At 69.7% G+C, this 16,239-nt stretch carries 17 protein-coding genes; 13 read left to right on the forward strand and 4 right to left on the reverse strand.

The features are described 5' to 3' along the window. Nucleotides 1-11 precede the first annotated feature (11 nt). Genes BLR91_RS15615 through BLR91_RS15625 form a run of 3 tightly spaced genes read left to right on the forward strand, consistent with a single transcriptional unit; the run spans nt 12 to nt 1,488 of the window. Complete coding sequence (locus BLR91_RS15615) at nt 12-359, forward strand: ArsR/SmtB family transcription factor (protein ID WP_089880417.1); 348 nt, start codon at nt 12-14, stop codon at nt 357-359. A 1-nt stretch (nt 360) separates the two neighbouring features. Then, nucleotides 361-1,005: a dihydrofolate reductase family protein gene (locus tag BLR91_RS15620; RefSeq protein ID WP_089880414.1), complete on the forward strand. Its 645-nt coding sequence runs from the start codon at nt 361-363 to the stop codon at nt 1,003-1,005. Between the two features lie 9 nt (nt 1,006-1,014). Beyond that, a complete protein-coding gene (locus BLR91_RS15625) occupies nt 1,015-1,488 on the forward strand; it encodes an SRPBCC domain-containing protein (protein ID WP_089880412.1) in 474 nt (157 codons plus the stop codon). Here BLR91_RS15625 and BLR91_RS15630 read toward each other — a convergent pair. After that, complete coding sequence (locus BLR91_RS15630; protein ID WP_089880410.1) at nt 1,485-2,996, reverse strand: DHA2 family efflux MFS transporter permease subunit; 1,512 nt, start codon at nt 2,994-2,996, stop codon at nt 1,485-1,487. The two genes, BLR91_RS15625 and BLR91_RS15630, sit on opposite strands and share 4 nt — an antisense overlap. Nucleotides 2,997-3,059: 63 nt before the next feature. Here BLR91_RS15630 and BLR91_RS15635 point away from each other — a divergent pair, with 63 nt between their 5' ends. Next, nucleotides 3,060-3,728, forward strand: coding sequence for a winged helix-turn-helix transcriptional regulator (locus BLR91_RS15635; protein WP_089880407.1), 669 nt, complete (start codon nt 3,060-3,062; stop codon nt 3,726-3,728). Here BLR91_RS15635 and BLR91_RS15640 read toward each other — a convergent pair. After that, nucleotides 3,725-4,948, reverse strand: coding sequence for an ice-binding family protein (locus BLR91_RS15640; protein WP_172823222.1), 1,224 nt, complete (start codon nt 4,946-4,948; stop codon nt 3,725-3,727). The two genes, BLR91_RS15635 and BLR91_RS15640, sit on opposite strands and share 4 nt — an antisense overlap. Nucleotides 4,949-5,188: 240 nt before the next feature. Here BLR91_RS15640 and BLR91_RS15645 point away from each other — a divergent pair, with 240 nt between their 5' ends. The 7 genes from BLR91_RS15645 to BLR91_RS15675 all read left to right on the forward strand — a co-directional run bounded on the left by BLR91_RS15645 (nt 5,189) and on the right by BLR91_RS15675 (nt 13,576). Next, nucleotides 5,189-6,448, forward strand: coding sequence for an extracellular solute-binding protein (locus BLR91_RS15645; protein ID WP_089880401.1), 1,260 nt, complete (start codon nt 5,189-5,191; stop codon nt 6,446-6,448). A gap of 56 nt (nt 6,449-6,504) precedes the next feature. Further along, nucleotides 6,505-7,455, forward strand: coding sequence for a carbohydrate ABC transporter permease (locus BLR91_RS15650; protein ID WP_039731324.1), 951 nt, complete (start codon nt 6,505-6,507; stop codon nt 7,453-7,455). After that, a complete protein-coding gene (locus tag BLR91_RS15655) occupies nt 7,452-8,336 on the forward strand; it encodes a carbohydrate ABC transporter permease (protein ID WP_018189568.1) in 885 nt (294 codons plus the stop codon). The genes BLR91_RS15650 and BLR91_RS15655 overlap by 4 nt, the downstream gene beginning before the upstream one ends. Further along, the gene (locus BLR91_RS15660) at nt 8,333-9,616 is read left to right on the forward strand and encodes a family 1 glycosylhydrolase (RefSeq protein ID WP_089880394.1); all 1,284 of its coding nucleotides are present in this window, start codon (nt 8,333-8,335) and stop codon (nt 9,614-9,616) included. The genes BLR91_RS15655 and BLR91_RS15660 overlap by 4 nt, the downstream gene beginning before the upstream one ends. Before the next feature lie 83 nt (nt 9,617-9,699). Continuing rightward, nucleotides 9,700-11,814, forward strand: a complete 2,115-nt coding sequence (locus BLR91_RS15665) for an RICIN domain-containing protein (protein WP_231918951.1) — start codon at nt 9,700-9,702, stop codon at nt 11,812-11,814. A gap of 115 nt (nt 11,815-11,929) precedes the next feature. Further along, nucleotides 11,930-13,036 carry a phospho-N-acetylmuramoyl-pentapeptide-transferase gene (gene mraY, locus BLR91_RS15670; RefSeq protein ID WP_089880391.1) on the forward strand — a complete coding sequence of 369 codons (1,107 nt, stop codon included), beginning with the start codon at nt 11,930-11,932 and terminating at the stop codon, nt 13,034-13,036. 21 nt (nt 13,037-13,057) lie between these two features. Then, a complete protein-coding gene (locus tag BLR91_RS15675) occupies nt 13,058-13,576 on the forward strand; it encodes a hypothetical protein (protein ID WP_089880388.1) in 519 nt (172 codons plus the stop codon). Nucleotides 13,577-13,585: 9 nt separating this feature from the next. Here the strand turns inward: BLR91_RS15675 and BLR91_RS15680 are convergent, their stop codons facing one another. Next, nucleotides 13,586-14,503 (reverse strand): aldo/keto reductase, encoded by a 918-nt coding sequence (locus BLR91_RS15680; RefSeq protein WP_089880385.1) that lies wholly within the window; start codon nt 14,501-14,503, stop codon nt 13,586-13,588. A 79-nt stretch (nt 14,504-14,582) separates the two neighbouring features. On the opposite strand from BLR91_RS15680, the gene BLR91_RS15685 reads away from it, so the two are divergent. Together BLR91_RS15685 and BLR91_RS15690 are read left to right on the forward strand one after the other, a co-directional pair. Next, nucleotides 14,583-15,164: a TetR/AcrR family transcriptional regulator gene (locus BLR91_RS15685; protein WP_089880381.1), complete on the forward strand. Its 582-nt coding sequence runs from the start codon at nt 14,583-14,585 to the stop codon at nt 15,162-15,164. A 31-nt stretch (nt 15,165-15,195) separates the two neighbouring features. Beyond that, a complete protein-coding gene (locus BLR91_RS15690) occupies nt 15,196-15,714 on the forward strand; it encodes an Lrp/AsnC family transcriptional regulator (protein WP_018189561.1) in 519 nt (172 codons plus the stop codon). A gap of 9 nt (nt 15,715-15,723) precedes the next feature. Here BLR91_RS15690 and BLR91_RS15695 read toward each other — a convergent pair whose 3' ends face one another. Beyond that, nucleotides 15,724-16,209 (reverse strand): Lrp/AsnC family transcriptional regulator, encoded by a 486-nt coding sequence (locus tag BLR91_RS15695; protein WP_018189560.1) that lies wholly within the window; start codon nt 16,207-16,209, stop codon nt 15,724-15,726. Between the last annotated feature and the right edge of the window lie 30 nt (nt 16,210-16,239).

Here is a 16,239-nt window from a genome sequence, read left to right on the forward strand (position 1 = left end):
CACTTAGGCATGTGCCTAAGTATTACGACGAGCTCGACGCCGTGCTCCGCGCCCTCGCGGACCCCACGCGGCGAGCCGTCGTGGAGCGGCTGGCAGCGTCACCGGCGGTGGTGAGCGAGCTCGCGGAACCGTTCCCGATGGCGCTGCCGTCGTTCATGCAGCACCTGAGCGTGCTCGAGAACGCCGGAGTGATCACCTCCGAGAAGCACGGGCGCGTCCGAACTGTGAGCCTGCGGCCGGGCGCCCTCGACATCCTGCACCTCTGGCTCGGCGAGCAACGCACGCCCGCCGAGCACCAGGCCGACCGCCTCGGCATCCACCTCGCCCGCGCCTCGGCGCCGACCCCGAAGGACACCTGACATGACCCGCGTCCGCATGAACCTCTTCGCCTCGCTCGACGGCTACACGCCGTCCGATGTGTCGCCCGACAACCCGATGGGCGAGGACTGGGGCCGCCTCACGGCCGCTTGGGCATCGACCCGGACGTTCCGCGAGCGCATCTTCGGCGACACGAGCGGGGCCGGCACGACCGGCGTCGACGACCGGGTCGGCCGCGAGTTCTTCGCAGGCGTCGGCGCCGAGATCCTGGGCGCCGGGATGTTCGGCCTCCACTCGTTCCCCGACGACCCGGAGTGGAAAGGATGGTGGGGAGACACCCCGCCCTTCGGAACCCCGGTCTTCGTGCTCACGAGCACCGCTCCCCGCCCCGCGATCGAGATGGACGGCGGCACGACCTTCCACTTCCGCAACGCCTCCCCGGAGGACGTGCTCGCCGAGGCGACCGAGGCCGCTGGCGGCCAGGACGTCCGGGTGGGCGGCGGGTACCGCACGGCCCGCGCCTTCCTGCAGGCCGGACTGGTGGACGACCTCCACCTCATGATCACGCCGATCTTCCTGGGCCGCGGCAATCGGCTCTTCGACGACCTGACCGGCATGGACTCGACGCACACGGTGACCACCGAGGTCGCCGAGAGCGGCACCATCCACGTCAGCCTGACCCGCTAGGACGCAGCCATGACGATCGAACGCCGCCTCGCCCGCGCCGGATTCACCCTCACCCGCGACTACCCGGCCCCGCCCGAGCGCGTCTGGGACGCCTTCTCCGACGAGCAGCAGAAGCTCAGCTGGTGGGGAGCCGGCGACGCCATGGAGCCGCGCGAGTGGTCGTTCGACTTCCGCGTCGGCGGACGGGACGTCGCCGAGGGGAAGTTCCACCACGGCCCGGTCTCTCGGTACGAAGCGACCTATACCGACATCGTCGAGCACGTCCGCATCGTCACCACCTACGACATGTGGATCGACGGAGACCACATGTCGACGTCCGTCGCGTCGCTGGAGTTCGACCCGACCGAGCAGGGCACCCGCTTCACGCACGTGGAGCACGGCGTCTTCTTCGACCGGTTCTGGGCCGACGGCCCCGGACGCGAGAGCGGCACCCGGGGCCTGCTCGATGCCCTGGGCGCCTATCTCGAACGCTCCGCCGGTTAGGCCTCGGCGACCTCCAGCTCCGGCATCGCGTCTGCGGTCGCGGCGGGCTTCCGGACGAAGAGCGCCAGCACGACCACCCCGAGCGACAGGACGCCGCCAGCGAGGAACGCGAGGTGCGAGCCGTGCGCGGCGGCGGCCGCCGTCGGCAGGTCCGGGTCGGCGCCTCCGGTCGAGGCCACGCCCGTCGCATACAGGGCGACGAAGATGGCCGTTCCTGCGGCGCCCGCGACCTGCTGCAGAGTGGCGATGGTGGCGCTGCCGTGCGAGTACAGCCGCGGCGGGAGCGAGCCCAGCGACGAGCTGAACGCCGGCGTGAAGAGGAACGCCAGAGACAGCATCAGGACGATGTGCGCCCCGAGCAGCACGACCCACGACGACCCTTCGCCGAGCCCGAGCGCCAGCGTCCAGAGGGCGACGGCGAGACCGATCGACCCGGGGATCACGAGCGGCCGCGGCCCGAACCGGTCGTACAGCCGGCCGACCGTCGGACCGGCCAGCCCCATCAGCAGGCCGCCGGGGAGCAGGATCGCGCCGACCCAGAGCGGCTCGAGACCCAGGGTGTAGCGGGCGAACTGCGGCAGCACGATGAAGGCGCCGAAGAGGGACACCATGGCGGCGGTCATCATCGAGACCGAGACCGCGAAGTCGCGGGAGAGGAACGTGCGCAGGTCGAGCAGCGCCGAGTCCGTGCGCTGCAGCACCAGCTGCCGCCACACGAAGAACGCCAGCGTGATCAGGCCGACGACGATGGGGATCCACGGCTGGACCGCCGCCGAGCCGACCGCCGCGGCGCCGATCTGGCTGAGGCCGAACACGAGGGCCGAGAAGGCGAGCGCCGAGAGGATCACCGACGGCGTGTCCAGGCGCACCTTCCGCGTCTCCGACACGTTCGGCACCCGGCGCACGCCGATGGCGAGCATGACGAGTCCGATCGGCAGCATCACCCAGAACAGCCCCTGCCACGGGAGCACCTGGATCAGCGCCCCGGAGACGATCGGACCGATCGCGGGAGCGACAGACATCACGATCGAGACGCGCCCCATGACGCGGCCGCGCTGCTCCTCCGCGACGATCGTCATCACCGTCGTCATCATGAGCGGCATCATGATCGCGGTGCCGACCGCCTGGACGACCCGGCCGACCACCAGCGTCTCGAACACCGGCGACAGGGCCGCGATGAGGGTGCCGATCACGAAGCTCGACATCGCGACGATGAAGACGGGCCGCGTGTTGAGCCGCTGCATCAGCCAGCCCGTCACGGGGATGACCACGGCCATCGTGAGCGCGAACGCCGTCGTGAGCCACTGCCCCTGGGTGGCGTCGATGTGGAGGGACTCCTGGATGCGCGGGAGCGCGACACCCATCATCGTCTCGTTGAGGAAGACGACGAAGACGGCGGCGAGGAGCAGGGCGAGCGCGGTGCGGTTGCGTGCTGCGGTGGCGACCGGGGTCGGCTCGCTGGCGAGCTCTGCGCGGTCGATGGTGTCGGTCATGGCGTTCTCCTTCATCGGATGTACTTCAAAAAATAAAGCACACTGCAAATAATGAAGTCAAGTGCTACAGTGAGATTCATGACGAACCAGCACTACGGGCAGTTCTGCGGTCTCGCACGCGCAGCCGAGATCGTCGGGCAGCGATGGACCCTGCTGATCCTGCGCGATCTGAGCGTCGGCCCGCAGCGCTACTCCGACCTGGTCTCCGGCCTCCCCGGCATCCCCACGAACACCCTCGCCTCCCGGCTGAAAGAGCTCGAGGAGGAGGGCATCGTCGAGCGGATGGCTCCGTCAAGCGGTGAGCGGGCGGTCGTCTACCGGCTGACCCCGCGCGGCGAGGAGCTCGGCCCGGCGATGGACGCGCTGTCGCGCTGGGGCGCCGGCGGGATGCGGACTCCGCGCGACGGCGAGATCGTGACGACCGCATCCATCGCCTCAGCGCTGAAGGTCGCCGCGGGCGAGGGAGTCGTGCCGAAGGAGTGGGACACGGCCTACACCGTCCGCGTCGGCGAGGTGGTGACGCACCTGATCATGCGCGACGGCGTCATCACCGTGGGCCCTGGCGCGGCCGAGGCACCGGACCTCGTCATCACCGCGGGCCCGCAGATCCGCGACCTCCTCGCGGGAGAGCTGGATGCGGACACCGCGATCGCGACCGGTGCGGTGCAGCTGGAGGGCGACGCCTCGCTGTTCGCCCGCTTCGCCGACGCGCTCCACGTGCCGTACAGCCCGAACGTGCCCGCCTAGAGCCGGCCGCGAGCCGAACGGGACACTCCGAGACGGCTCACCGCGAGCCCCAGGACGACCAGCGCGAGAGCCGCGACGAACGGCAGGACGGGGTCGCTCCCGCTGTCTGCGAGCGATGCGGTCGCGCCTTCCGAGCCGATCGCCAGCACCCCCTCCGTCCCGACGAGCACTGCCGCGGGCGTCGTCACGAAGGTGTACGTCGCCGATGCGTCGGGGCCCTGTCCGTTGGATGCGGTGATGGTCACGGTCGACGAACCCGGGGTGGTCGGCGTCCCGGAGATGACTCCGGTGGTGCCGTTCAGGGTGAGACCGACCGGGAGAGCGCCGGCGCTCACGGTGAACGTGGGTGACGGCGTGCCGGAGGCGGTCACGGTGAACGCGTACGGTGTCCCGGCGACCGGGGCGGTCGGCGTTCCGGAGGTGATGGACGGGCTCGATGTCGTGACGGGTGTGCCCGGCGGCGGGCATCCCGTCGGGGCCGTCACGGTGTTGGTGTCGAGGGTGACCGCCGCGTTGCTCGCCAGCAGGCGGCCCACGATCGTCGCGCCGGTCGTCGCGGTGATGGACTGGTCGGCGAGCACGGTCCCGATGAACTGCGCGGCCGTGCCCAACGTCGCCGACGACCCGACCCTCCAGAAGACGTTGCAGGCGGTCGCGCCGCCGGTCATCGTGATGTGCGTCGCCGATCCGATGGTCAACGTGCTGGCCGCCTGGAAGACCCACACCGATGACGCACTGCCGGCGAGGGTCAGCGCTCCGTTGTCCGCGAGCGAGAGCGCGCCGCCCGAATAGACGCCGGGTGTCAGCGACAACCCGTTGAGCTCGCCGATGCCGGAGGTCGTCGGCGTGAGCCCGCTGGCGGTGTTGAAGGCCGTCGTCACGTCGCTCTGCGCCTGAGCTGCGACGGCGTCGGTCTGATGCAGGGTTCCGGTGAACGTGCCGTCGGGAGCGCCCCCGAACCCGGTGATCGACGAGCCAGGAGACACGCCCACATCGCCGTCGACGACGGTCGGCCCGGTGTTCGTCACCTCACTCGCTCCGAGCACGCCGAAGGGCGCGGCAGTCCCGATGTCCACCGGCCCGTCGAGGGTGGTGTCCGCGTGCGCCGCAGCCGGGCCGAAGCACAGGGCGAGCAGCGCCAGAAGAGCTGCCGCTGTCGCCCCGACGCCGATGCGCGCGCCGAAAGAACGTGAAGAAGAAGTGGATGTCGAATCGGCCACGAAGGCCCCCGCCCGAATCGGGGGGTCCTGGCATACGACGAGATTCGTCTTCCATACCCCTTGCCGCGGAGTCTGACACACATCCGGGCCCGGTGCCGGATCCGGCCGAACGGGGGGTGAGCGGTTTTCGGCTTGACGCCCGCTCCGCCGCCTGCCTATACTCCCATTTACAACGTTGATTACATCGTTGTAAACCCGATCCGATCGACGATGAGCGGTCGGTCCCATGAGAGGCATTCAATGAAGAAACTGCTCGCGACGCTGGCCGTCGCGGCCGGCGCTTCTCTCGCGCTGGCCGGCTGCTCCACCTCCCCCGGCTCCGCCGACTCCGGCCCCGTCACTCTCACCTTCTGGCACGGCTACACCGAAGCAGACGGCAAGGTGCTCGACGCGATCGTCGACGACTTCAACAAGTCGCAGGACAAGATCACGATCAAGACCACGACCAAGACCTGGGCCGTCATCGGCGACACATTGCTCCCCGCGCTCTCCGCCAAGAAGGGGCCGGACATCGTCGCGATGCCGGCCGAGACCCTCCCGGTGTACGCATCCAAGGGCGCGTTCGCCAAGCTCGACGACTTCTACGCGAGCAGCGCCACGAAGAGCGCGTCGCTGCGGCCCGCAGCGGTCGAGATGGAGAAGGTCGACGACTCCTACTACGGCATCCCGACCGGCTTCGTGCCGCTCTCCGTCATCTACAACAAGGCGCTCTTCGAGAAGGCCGGCATCACCGAGTTCCCGAAGACGTGGGACGAATGGGTCGCCGACGCCAAGAAGCTCACCGTCGACGAGAACGGCGACGGCACCCCCGAGCAGTACGGCCTGGCCCTCCCCGACCACGCGACCGTGGGCAACGGCGTCTGGGCGAGCCTGTTCTACGGCAACGGCGGGAAGATCGTCGACGGCTCGAAGTCGGTGCTCGACTCCTCCGAGAACGCCGAGACGCTGTCGTACTGGGCGAAGGCCGTCACCGCCGACAAGATCTCGCCGACGGGCCTCGACGGCGTCGCCTCCGACAAGCTCTTCTCCTCCGGCAAGGCCGCGATGGAGATCGGCGGACCGTGGATGGCGGGCGTCGCCACCGAGAACAAGATCGACTACGGCATCGCCGGCATCCCCGCCGGACCGAAGGGCGCCGCCGCCTCGGCGATCGGCATCTCGGCCGCGGTGACCGCACAGGCAGACGCGGCGAAGAAGGCTGCGGCGGAGAAGTTCTTCGCCTACTTCTTCACCAAGGAGGTCGCCACGAAGTGGTCGCTCGGCTCGGCGTGGCCGCCGCTGCGCACCGACATCCCCTCCTCCGACGTGTCGTCGAACCCGGTCGTGGCGACGCTCACCGACCTGGTCGGGGATGCGCGTCCCCTGCTCCCCGGCGTCGCCAACAGCACGGATGTCCTCTCGGCGGTCGACGAAGCGACGCAGAAGGCCCTCGCCGGCGGCGACCCGGATGCGTTGCTGAAGTCGGCATCCACCCAGGTGCAGCAGGCACTCGGCAAGTGATCCACCCGGTGGACCGCCGCACCCCGGCGGTCCACCACCCTCTTCCGAAAGCGACCATGACCACACTCACTCGCTCCCGCACGGGCCGCAGGCCGTATCGCCCGCCCGCCCCGCTCGGCGGCCGGCCGCGTTCGGGCCGCCGCCGCGGACCGATGGCCCTGCTCTTCATGCTCCCCGCGACGGTCGTCCTGATCGCCTTCGTGGGATGGCCGATGCTGTCGGCCCTGCGTCTCTCGTTCACGAACGCGAGCGGCTTCGGCCTGGAGGAGTGGGTGGGCTTCGACAACTACGTGCAGGTCTTCACCGACCCACGCGTGCTCGCCACCCTCGGCAACACCGCGCTCTACACGGTGCTCTTCACCCCGACGGCGCTGATAGCGGCACTGCTGCTCGCGCTCCTCCTCACCAACCGCCGCCTGCTCGGTCGCGGCTTCTTCCGCACGGCACTGTTCCTCCCGTTCATCGTCTCCCTCGCCGTCGCCGCCTTCGCCTGGACGTACCTGCTCGACCCGCAGGTCGGCCTCCTCAACTACTGGCTGCGCAGCGTCGGCATCCAGCTCGGAAACGTGCTGCAGGATCCCGCGCTCGCCATGCCGACCGTCGTGCTCGTGGCCATCTGGAAGAGCTTCGGCTTCTACATGGTGATCTTCATCGCCGGTCTGCAGGAGATCCCCGAGTCGCTGTACGAGGCGGCGAAGATCGACGGCGCGGGAGCCTGGCGGCGCTTCATCAGCATCACCCTCCCCCAGCTCAGCAACACCCTCGCGTTCGTCGTCGTGTTCGCGATGATCGCCGCCCTCCAGGCCTTCGACCAGATCTACGTCATGACGGGCGGCGGTCCGTACCGTTCGACGCAGACCGTCGTCATGGAGATCTACCAGGAGGGCTTCAAGAAGCTCGACCTCGGGCTCGCGACAGCGCTCTCCTACGTGCTGCTGGCCGCGACCCTCATCCTCAGCCTCATCCAGTTCCGCTTCTTCGGACGCCGTGAGAAGGACCTCGCATGACCGCCACCCTCGCCCCCGCTGCGCCGGCCCGGGCCGCAACTACGACCCGCCGCCGGCGCGTCGGCCGCACCGCAGAGCGCTGGCTGCTCTTCGCCGCCGCCCTTGTGCTGACCGCCATCGTGCTGCTCCCCGTGATCGTGATCGTCCTCACGGCGTTCAAGCCGGCGTCCGAGATCAACGCCTATCCGCCGACACTGCTCCCCGGTACGTGGACGCTGGACAACTTCACCAAGATCTTCAGCGACCTCCCGTTCGGGCGGCTCTTCCTCAACAGCCTCGTCTTCGCGGGCGGGGTGACGGTCTTCGCCCTCGTCTTCGACTCGCTCGCGGCCTACGCCCTCGCCCGCATCGACTTCCGCGGCAGCAGGGTCGTGCTGATCGTGATCGTGGCCAGCCTGATGATCCCGTTCCAGGCGACGCTCATCCCCGTCTACCAGCTGGTGGCGCAGCTCGGGTGGGTCAACACGTTCGCCGGGCTGATCATCCCGCGGGCGGCCGACGCTTTCGGCATCTTCTTCCTGCGCCAGTTCTTCATCGCCCTCCCCCGCGACCTCGACAACGCGGCGCGGATCGACGGAGCCGGCGAGTTCCGCATCTTCCGCAGCATCGTGCTCCCGAACGCCGTCCCGGCCCTCCTCACGCTCGCCATCTTCACCTTCGTGAACAACTGGAACGACCTGCTCTGGCCGCTCGTCTTCACCACGTCGCCGGAGATGGGCACGATCACGTCGGGCCTCACCCTGCTGACCGGGCCGAGCGGCATCATCCCCTACGGCACGATGATGGCCGGATCGCTCATCGCGGTCCTGCCGCTCGCCGTCATGTTCCTGATCATGCAGCGCCGCTTCATCGAGAGCGTCGCGACCACGGGGCTCAAGTGACGTCCCCGCGCTGGTTCGAGGACGGCCGCCTGCACCTCGGACTCGGGATCGAGGACACCTTCGTGCCGCAGGAGCGGCCCGGCGAGCGCGCCATCGACGAGTACGAGCTCACCGAGCACTACGACCGGTACCGCGAGGACTTCGCCCTCGCGGCGGGCGTCGGCGCCGAGGTGCTGCGCTGGGGCGTTCCCTGGTACCGGATCGCGCCGGAGCCCGGCCGCTGGGACTGGGACTGGACCGACCGGGCGGTGGATGCGCTGCTCGGCGCCGGCCTCCGGCCGATCATCGACCTGCTGCACTACGGCACCCCCACCTGGCTGGCCGACCAGTTCGCCTCGCCGGACTACCCGCAGCATGTCGCCGAGTTCGCGGACCGCTTCGGCGAGCGCTACGGCGACCGGGTCGTGGACTACACGCCGGTGAACGAGCCGGTCATCCACGCGCTGTTCTCCGGGGAGTACGGCTACTGGCCGCCCTACCGGACCGGCGCCGAGGGCTTCGCCACCATCGCCGCGAACCTGGCGCGCGGCTTCGTGCTCAGCCAGGAGGCGCTGGCCGCCCGCATCGGCGACCGCGCGACCTTCGTGCACGTCGACGCCGCCATTAGCTACGTCGGAGACGACACCGCACCGGAACACCACGCGGAGGCCGAGCGGCTGCGCCACCAGGTGCACCTGGTCGAGGACCTCGTCACCGGCCGGGTCGACGACGCCCACCCGCTGCGCGACCGGCTCGCCCCGGCGGTCACGGACGCCGAGCTGGACTGGTTCGCCGCCCACGCCGTGCGCCCCGACATCATGGGCGTCAACTACTACCCGCGCCACTCCACCGAGCTGTTCGAGGCGGGCGTCCGGCACGGCGGCGGCTTCGCCGACCCGCGGCCGAGCGTCGACCGCGGAACGCAGGGCCTCCGCGAGGCGCTCGAGCGGTTCGCCTCGCGGTACGGCGCCCCGGTGATGGTCACCGAGACGTGCGTGACGGGAACGGTCGAGGAGCGCATCCACTGGCTGGATGAGTCGCTCGCCCTCGTGGAGAGCATGCGGTCCGAGGGCGAGCCGGTGGTCGGGTACGTCTGGTGGCCGCTGTTCGACATGTACGAGTGGACGTGGCGGCACAGCGACCGGCCGCGCGCCGACCACCTGCTGACCATGGGGCTCCACGACCTGGTCGAGTCGCCCGCCGGGTTGCTGCGGCGGCCGAACCCGGTCGCCGACCGCTTCCGCGAGTACGCCGCCCGGCTCGCCCCTCTGCCTGCCGATGACGTCAGCCTGCTGACCTGACGTCCAGACGTGACGACGAGCCCGACGTCGTGACGGCCCGCCCGCGCCCGCGGACGGGTCACCAGTGAGAGAAGGAACCGACAATGTTTCCATCACGCACCACATCGGGCACGTCGCAGCGGCGACGACTCCGGGCACTCGCCGTGGCCGGCGCCGTCGCCGGCGCACTCGTCGCGACGACGCTGACCGCCGCGCCCGCCTCCGCCGTGACGACCGGCAACGGATCGCTCGTCTACTCCCCCGCCGCCGGCACGTCGTTCAACCCGGAGGGCGGCCGCGCGGCCGGAACGACGTACGCGAAGAACATCGTGCTCAAGAACAGCGGGGCGGCGAACGGCACCCAACTGGTCACCTACGACCAGCTCGTGCTCGTGAACGGCGTGCAGGTCTACCCGATCTACCGCAGTACCGACGACGGGACCAGCTGGACCCACGTCACGGACGTCGTGCCGAGCGCGACGTTCCCGACGCTGACCCGCACCTCCCAGCCGTTCCTGTTCGAGGTCTCGCAGGCGACGGGCGGGCTGGCCGCCGGCACCATCCTGCTCGCCGGGATGATCATGCCGGAGGACCGCTCGAGCAGCCGCCTGGTCGTCTACAAGAGCACGAACCAGGGCACGTCGTGGTCGTATCTGAGCACCATCGACACCGGCGGGCCCGCCGTCTACGACCCGAGCCCGACCTCCACGACCTCGACCGTGTGGGAGCCGTCGCTGGCCATCGACGGGCAGGGCGGCCTGGTCGCCTACTTCTCGGACGAGCGGCAGAAGGCGAGCGGCGTCCTGCAGGCGGTGTCGTATCGGCGGTCCACCGACGGCGGCGCGACCTGGGGTGCTGAGTCGAACGTGTCGGCCCCGAACAACCAGTCCGACCGGCCCGGCATGATCACGGTGACCAAGCTCCCCGACGGCCGCTACCTCGCCACGTTCGAGGTGGTCAACCGGCCGTCGCAGACCAAGAACACCGCGCCGGTGTACTTCAAGACGTCCCCCGACGGCCTGAACTGGTCGCCGACGACCAGCATCGGCACGCCCATCACTCTCGCCAACGGTCGCGGCATCGGATCGTCGCCGTATGTGAAGTGGGTCCCGGGCGGCGGGCCGAAGGGGATGGTCGTCGTCGCATCCAAGTGGTCGCTGGATGCCACGGGCACCATCGACGGCGGTCAGAACTTCTACGTCAACTACAACCTCGGCGACGGGCCGTGGGAGCGACTTCCGATGGCGGTCACGTACGACGGACCGGACGCCGAAGGCGGCACCTTCAGCGGCTTCGCCCAGAGCATCGACTACTCGGTGGACGGCCGCACGCTGTACCAGGCGACCAACGTCGAGAACCTCACGACCACCTACAACGACATCCGTGTCGGCTCCATCCCGCTGGACGCCCAGCAGTACGAGGCCGAGAAGGCCGCCCGCACATCGGACACCTCCCTCGTCACGGATCCGGATGCGTCGAACGGCAGCAAGGTCGGCAACATCAACAACACGACCAGCTCGGTGACCTTCACCGTGCGGGTCCCGTCGGCCGGCTCGTACACGATGAACGTCCGCTACGACAACGGAACGGGCGCGGCATCGACGCACAACGTCAGCGTCAACGGCGGCACCGCATCCACCCTCAGCTACCCGGCGACGGTGAACTGGGGACGCTACGGCTGGGTGCAGAAGACGGTCACGCTGAACGCGGGCGCGAACACGATCGCATTCACGAAGGGCACCTCGTTCGCCGAGCTCGACGCCATCCAGCTGTACAAGCCGGGGACCGCCCTGGATCCGCAGTTCCGCGTCGTGAACCGCAACAGCGGCAAGTACCTGGAGATCGCGAGTGCGTCCCTGGCGGACGGCGCGGGAGCCGGGCAGTGGGGTGACACCGGCAACGCGTGCCAGGTGTGGAACGTGCACCCGGTGTCGAACGGCCTCCAGCTGTTCAATGTGAACAGCGGCAAGCTGCTCGAGATCCCCGGCGCTCAGACCGCAGACGGTGTGCGGGCGGCGCAGTGGGGTCCGACCGGCAACGCCACGCAGGTGTGGTCGCCGAGCACCTCGGGCGGCTGGTGGACGCTGACGAACGCGAACAGCGGCAAGCCGCTCGAGATCGCCGGATCGTCGACGGCCGACGGCGCCTTCGCCCAGCAGCGCACCGCCGACGGCAGTGCGACGCAGCAGTGGCGGCTCGTGCGCGAGGGCATCCAGTAGTCCATCCGACCGGGGCGACGGCGATCGGGCCGCCGTCGCCCCTCCCGGCGCGTCGACTCTTCGAGTGCTCGGCGCGGATCACGTCCGGCGAGGCGCCGCCTGCCAGACTCGCTGCGTGGGGACCCTACTTACGGCGGGCGGTCTCGCCCTCGCCTTCTCGCTCTTCCTGACGCCGCTCTTCATCCGATTGTTCCGACGGCTGGAGTGGGGGCAGTTCATCCGGGACGACGGACCCCAGTCGCATCACGTCAAGCGCGGGACCCCGACGATGGGCGGCATCGTCTTCATCCTGGCGACGCTCTTCGGGTTCTTCGTGTCCGCCCTCCTCAACGGCGGGGACGGCATCTCCCCGTCGTCGCTCCTGGTGCTGCTGATGTTCGTCGGCATGGCGGCGGTCGGGTTCATCGACGACTTCCTGAAGGTGCACCACCAGCGCAGCCTCGGACTCGGCGGATGGGCGAAGATCGCGGGGCAGGCGATCGTCGCGACCGCGTTCGCCGTGCTCGCACTCCAGTTCCCCACCGCCGACGGCACGACGCCGGCATCCATGGCCGTCTCGGCGATCCGCGACATCCCCGCACTCGACTTCGCCCGGATCGCCACCGTGGTGCCCGTGGTCGGCTTCGTCCTCTACCTGGTCTGGATCAACCTCCTGGCGTCGGCGACCACCAACGGCGTGAACCTCGCGGACGGTCTGGACGGACTGGCGACGGGCGCATCGGTCCTCGCGATCGGCTCGTACACGCTGATCGGCTTCTGGCAGTTCAACCAGTCCTGCTTCAACCCCAACATCAACCCGGCGAACGTGGCCAAGTGCTATCCGACGAGCGACCCGCTGTCTCTGGCCATCGTCGCTGCGGCGATCTGCGGCGCTCTGGTCGGGTTCCTCTGGTGGAACACCAGTCCCGCCAAGATCATCATGGGAGACACCGGCGCGCTCGGTCTCGGCGGAGCGCTGTGCGCCCTCGCGATCCTCACCCACACCGAACTGCTCCTGATCCTCATCGGCGGCCTCTTCGTCATCGAGGCGGGCTCGGTCATCGTCCAGCGCGCGTACTTCAAGGCGACCCACGGCAGGCGTCTCTTCCCGATGACGCCGATCCACCACAGCTTCGAGCTGAAGGGATGGCCCGAGGTCACGATCGTCGTGCGGTTCTGGATCATCGCGGGCGTGCTGATCGCCGTCGGCGTCGGGTCGTTCTACTTCGAGTGGCTCGCCTAGCGCGTGCGGTTGACTGATCCCATGCGCGAGCAGGCACTCTTCCTCAACGGCACGGTCGGCGTCGGCAAGAGCACGGCGGCGGATGCGGTCAGCGCGCTCCTGATCGAGCGCGGCGTCCCGCACGCGATCATCGATCTGGACGCACTCCGCGCGGGCTGGCCAGCCCCGGAGGGCGACCCGTTCAACTCCGCGCTGGAGCTCGCGAACCTCCGCCCGGTCGCTGCCAACCACCGCGCTGCGGGCGCTCAGGTCCTCATCCTCCCCGGCGTCATCGAGGACGCCGCAGAGCTGCCCCGCTATCGCGACGCACTCGGCGGACTCCCTCTCACGGTCGTCCGCCTCACCGTCGACCCGGTGATCGGCGAGGCCCGGCTGCGCGCACGGCACCGCGACGACGACTTGGCGGCCGCCTGGCACCTGCACCGCTTCGGAGAGTTGGATGCGGTGCTCGACGCGGCGCGCATCCCCGGTCCGGTGGTGGACACGAGCCGGCTCACGCCCCGCGAGGCGGCGGCGCGGGTGCTCGACGGCGCGCTCTGACCGTGGGGACTAACGCCGCGCGGAATCCGACGGACCGGCCGTCGCTCCGGCCACGGCGTCCAGTTCGGCCAGCTGCTCCGCGGTGAGAACCAGCGCGCCGGCGGCCACGTTCTCCTCCAGGTGCGGGACGCTCGCCGTGCCCGGGATGAGGAGGACGTTCGCCGCGTGCGCGAGCAGCCACGCGAGGCCGACCTGGGCAGGTGTTGCGCCCGTCTCCGTCGCGATGCGCCGGACCGTGGGGTCGTCGGCGACCTTCGGGTACTGCGCGAAACCGCTGCCGAGCGGGAAGAACGGCACCCAGGCGATCCCTTCGGCGAGACAGAGGGCGAGGAGGTCCTCGTGCTCCCGACTGAGCAGGGAGTAGGCGTTCTGCACGCAGGCGATCCCGGCGGGTAGGGCGCGGCGTAGGGTCGACGCACCGACGGCGCTGAGCCCGATCGCGCCGATCAGGCCGTCGTCTCGCAGCGCGATGAGCTCGGCGAGCTGGTCGTCCAGGTCGACCAGCTCCTCCACCGGCACCGTGAGACCCGGCCCGACCTCCGGGCGGCGCAGGTTGACCACGTCGAGTCTGCTCCGCCCGAGCGTGCGCAGATTGTCCTCGACCTGGGCGCGCAGCTCCGCGGGTCGCTGGGCGAGAGCGAGGGGCACGGGCGCATCCACGCGCACGGCACCCACCTTCGTGGCGATCGCGACCGTGTCGGAGTCTCCGAAGGCCCGCCGGATGATGTCGTTCGAGACGCTGGCGCCGTAGAAGTCGGCGGTGTCGACGTGGTCGATGCCGAGTTCGGCCGCTCGGCGGAGCAGAGCGGCCCCGGTCTCGCGGTCGTCCTCGTAGCGCTCCAGGGACATCGCGCCGTAGCCCACGCGGGCGACCTCCCGGCCGCCGAGAGCGAATGTGCCCCCGGGTCGGATCGTCGTGTCGGTCATGTCTCCTCCTAGACTGGGTCAGAAGCGGAGGCCCCTCCGCTGCCATGACGCTACCACTTAAACCGGAGGTACCTCCACTTTGAGCGCCGATCCCGCATCCACTCGCGCGCGCAGACCGCGCGCCGACGCGGCACGCAACCGGTCGGCCATCCTCCACGCCGCCCGTGAGGCGCTCACGACAGAGGGCCCGGAGGCGTCCCTCGAAGCCATCGCACGTGCGGCCGGGGTCGGCATCGGGACGCTCTACCGCAACTTCCCGACCCGCGAAGACCTGGTCGCTGCGGTCTACGAGAACGAGTTGGACGCCGTCCTCGACCGCGGCGCCTCGCTTCTGCCGACGGAACAGCCGGATGTCGCACTCCGCGAGTTCATGCGCCTCTACTCCGGGTTCATCGCCACCAAGCGCGGGATGGCCGAGTCGCTCCGGGCGGGAGGCGCACGAACCGCCGCCGCCTCGGCGCAGACCCGGCAGCGGGTCGACGCGGCCGTGCAGCCCTTCCTCGCCGCCGGCATCGAGCGCGGGCTCTTCCGCGACGACGTCTCGGCCGACGACGTGACCGCCGCCATGGTCGGCGTCTTCCTCACCACCGCGGAATCGACAGACAGCGCGCAGGTCGAGCGCTTGCTGGATCTCGTGGTGCGGGGGCTGCGGACCGCATAGAGTTGGACCACCGACGCCCCGGGAGCCCCGCATGGACATCGACACGATCGACCGCAAGATCATCGATCAGCTGCGCGTCGACGGGCGCCGTTCGTTCGCCGTCATCGGCCGAAACGTCGGCCTCTCGGAGCCGAGCGTCCGAGCGCGGTACCGCCGCCTCTCGAAGGCTGGGATCGTCCAGGTGGTCGGAATGCCCGACGCCCCGAAGCTCGGCGAGATCGAGGTGCACATCGCCATCCGCATCCGCGGTGTCGCCGTCGCCGCGGTCGCGAAACAGCTGGTGACGGTTCCGGAGATCAAGTTCGTCGCCAGCGCGGTCGGAGCGTACGACCTCATCGCCGATCTGCGCTGCGACGACGTCATCCACCTCTCCAGCATCCTGAACGAGAAGGTGCGGAGGGTCAACGGCGTCCAGCACGTCGAGACGATGACCGTGCTCGAGGTGATGAAGGACACCTACCTCTGGGCGGGCTTCCGCGAGGACTCGGCGCCGGTCGACGAGGCCATCATCAAGCGGCGGACGGCCCGGCCGCAGCTTCCGAAGCTCTGACGCTCGGGCTCAGTCGGTCTGGCCGGTGCCCTGACCCGCGCTCTGGCCGGCCTTGTCGCGCAGACCCACCCACGAGTAGTCCTTGAACAGCTCCAGCAGCACGAACTGGTCGATGTCCGTCACGCCGGGAACGCGCCGAACGTCGTCGAGCAGGGTCACGAGCTGGTCCAGGTCGCGGCAGGTCGCCTCCACGTAGACGTCGTGCGCGCCCGTCCCGAGGGCGACGTGGTTGACCATCGCCATGTCGGCGAGCGCCTTCGCCACCGCCCGCGGCGAGTGGCCCCCGACGCCGATCATCAGGCGCACCGACTGGTGACCGAGCGTCAGCGGGTTGCAGAGGGCGACGATCTTGAGGATGCCCGACTCCTGCAGGCGCGCGACCCTCCCGCGCACCGTCGCCTCGCTCACCTCGAGCTCAGCCCCGAGCTCGGTGAACGGCCGGCGCCCGTCGCGCATGAGCAGCTCGATGAGCTTGCGGTCGGTGTCGTCGATCATCGCAAGCACCCTAAACGCTCATCCTGAGAA

Source organism: Leifsonia sp. 466MF (assembly GCF_900100265.1).
GTDB lineage: Bacteria > Actinomycetota > Actinomycetes > Actinomycetales > Microbacteriaceae > Leifsonia.

Coding starts and splice junctions, on each gene's coding strand:
- BLR91_RS15625 (WP_089880412.1), top strand. CDS start 1,015: ATGACGATCGAACGCCGCCTCGCCCGCGCCGGATTCACCCTCACCCGC.
- BLR91_RS15655 (WP_018189568.1), top strand. CDS start 7,452: ATGACCGCCACCCTCGCCCCCGCTGCGCCGGCCCGGGCCGCAACTACG.
- BLR91_RS15630 (WP_089880410.1), bottom strand. CDS start 2,996: ATGAAGGAGAACGCCATGACCGACACCATCGACCGCGCAGAGCTCGCC.
- BLR91_RS15690 (WP_018189561.1), top strand. CDS start 15,196: ATGGACATCGACACGATCGACCGCAAGATCATCGATCAGCTGCGCGTC.
- BLR91_RS15645 (WP_089880401.1), top strand. CDS start 5,189: ATGAAGAAACTGCTCGCGACGCTGGCCGTCGCGGCCGGCGCTTCTCTC.
- BLR91_RS15680 (WP_089880385.1), bottom strand. CDS start 14,503: ATGACCGACACGACGATCCGACCCGGGGGCACATTCGCTCTCGGCGGC.
- BLR91_RS15665 (WP_231918951.1), top strand. CDS start 9,700: ATGTTTCCATCACGCACCACATCGGGCACGTCGCAGCGGCGACGACTC.
- BLR91_RS15650 (WP_039731324.1), top strand. CDS start 6,505: ATGACCACACTCACTCGCTCCCGCACGGGCCGCAGGCCGTATCGCCCG.
- BLR91_RS15620 (WP_089880414.1), top strand. CDS start 361: ATGACCCGCGTCCGCATGAACCTCTTCGCCTCGCTCGACGGCTACACG.
- BLR91_RS15635 (WP_089880407.1), top strand. CDS start 3,060: ATGACGAACCAGCACTACGGGCAGTTCTGCGGTCTCGCACGCGCAGCC.
- BLR91_RS15695 (WP_018189560.1), bottom strand. CDS start 16,209: ATGATCGACGACACCGACCGCAAGCTCATCGAGCTGCTCATGCGCGAC.
- BLR91_RS15675 (WP_089880388.1), top strand. CDS start 13,058: ATGCGCGAGCAGGCACTCTTCCTCAACGGCACGGTCGGCGTCGGCAAG.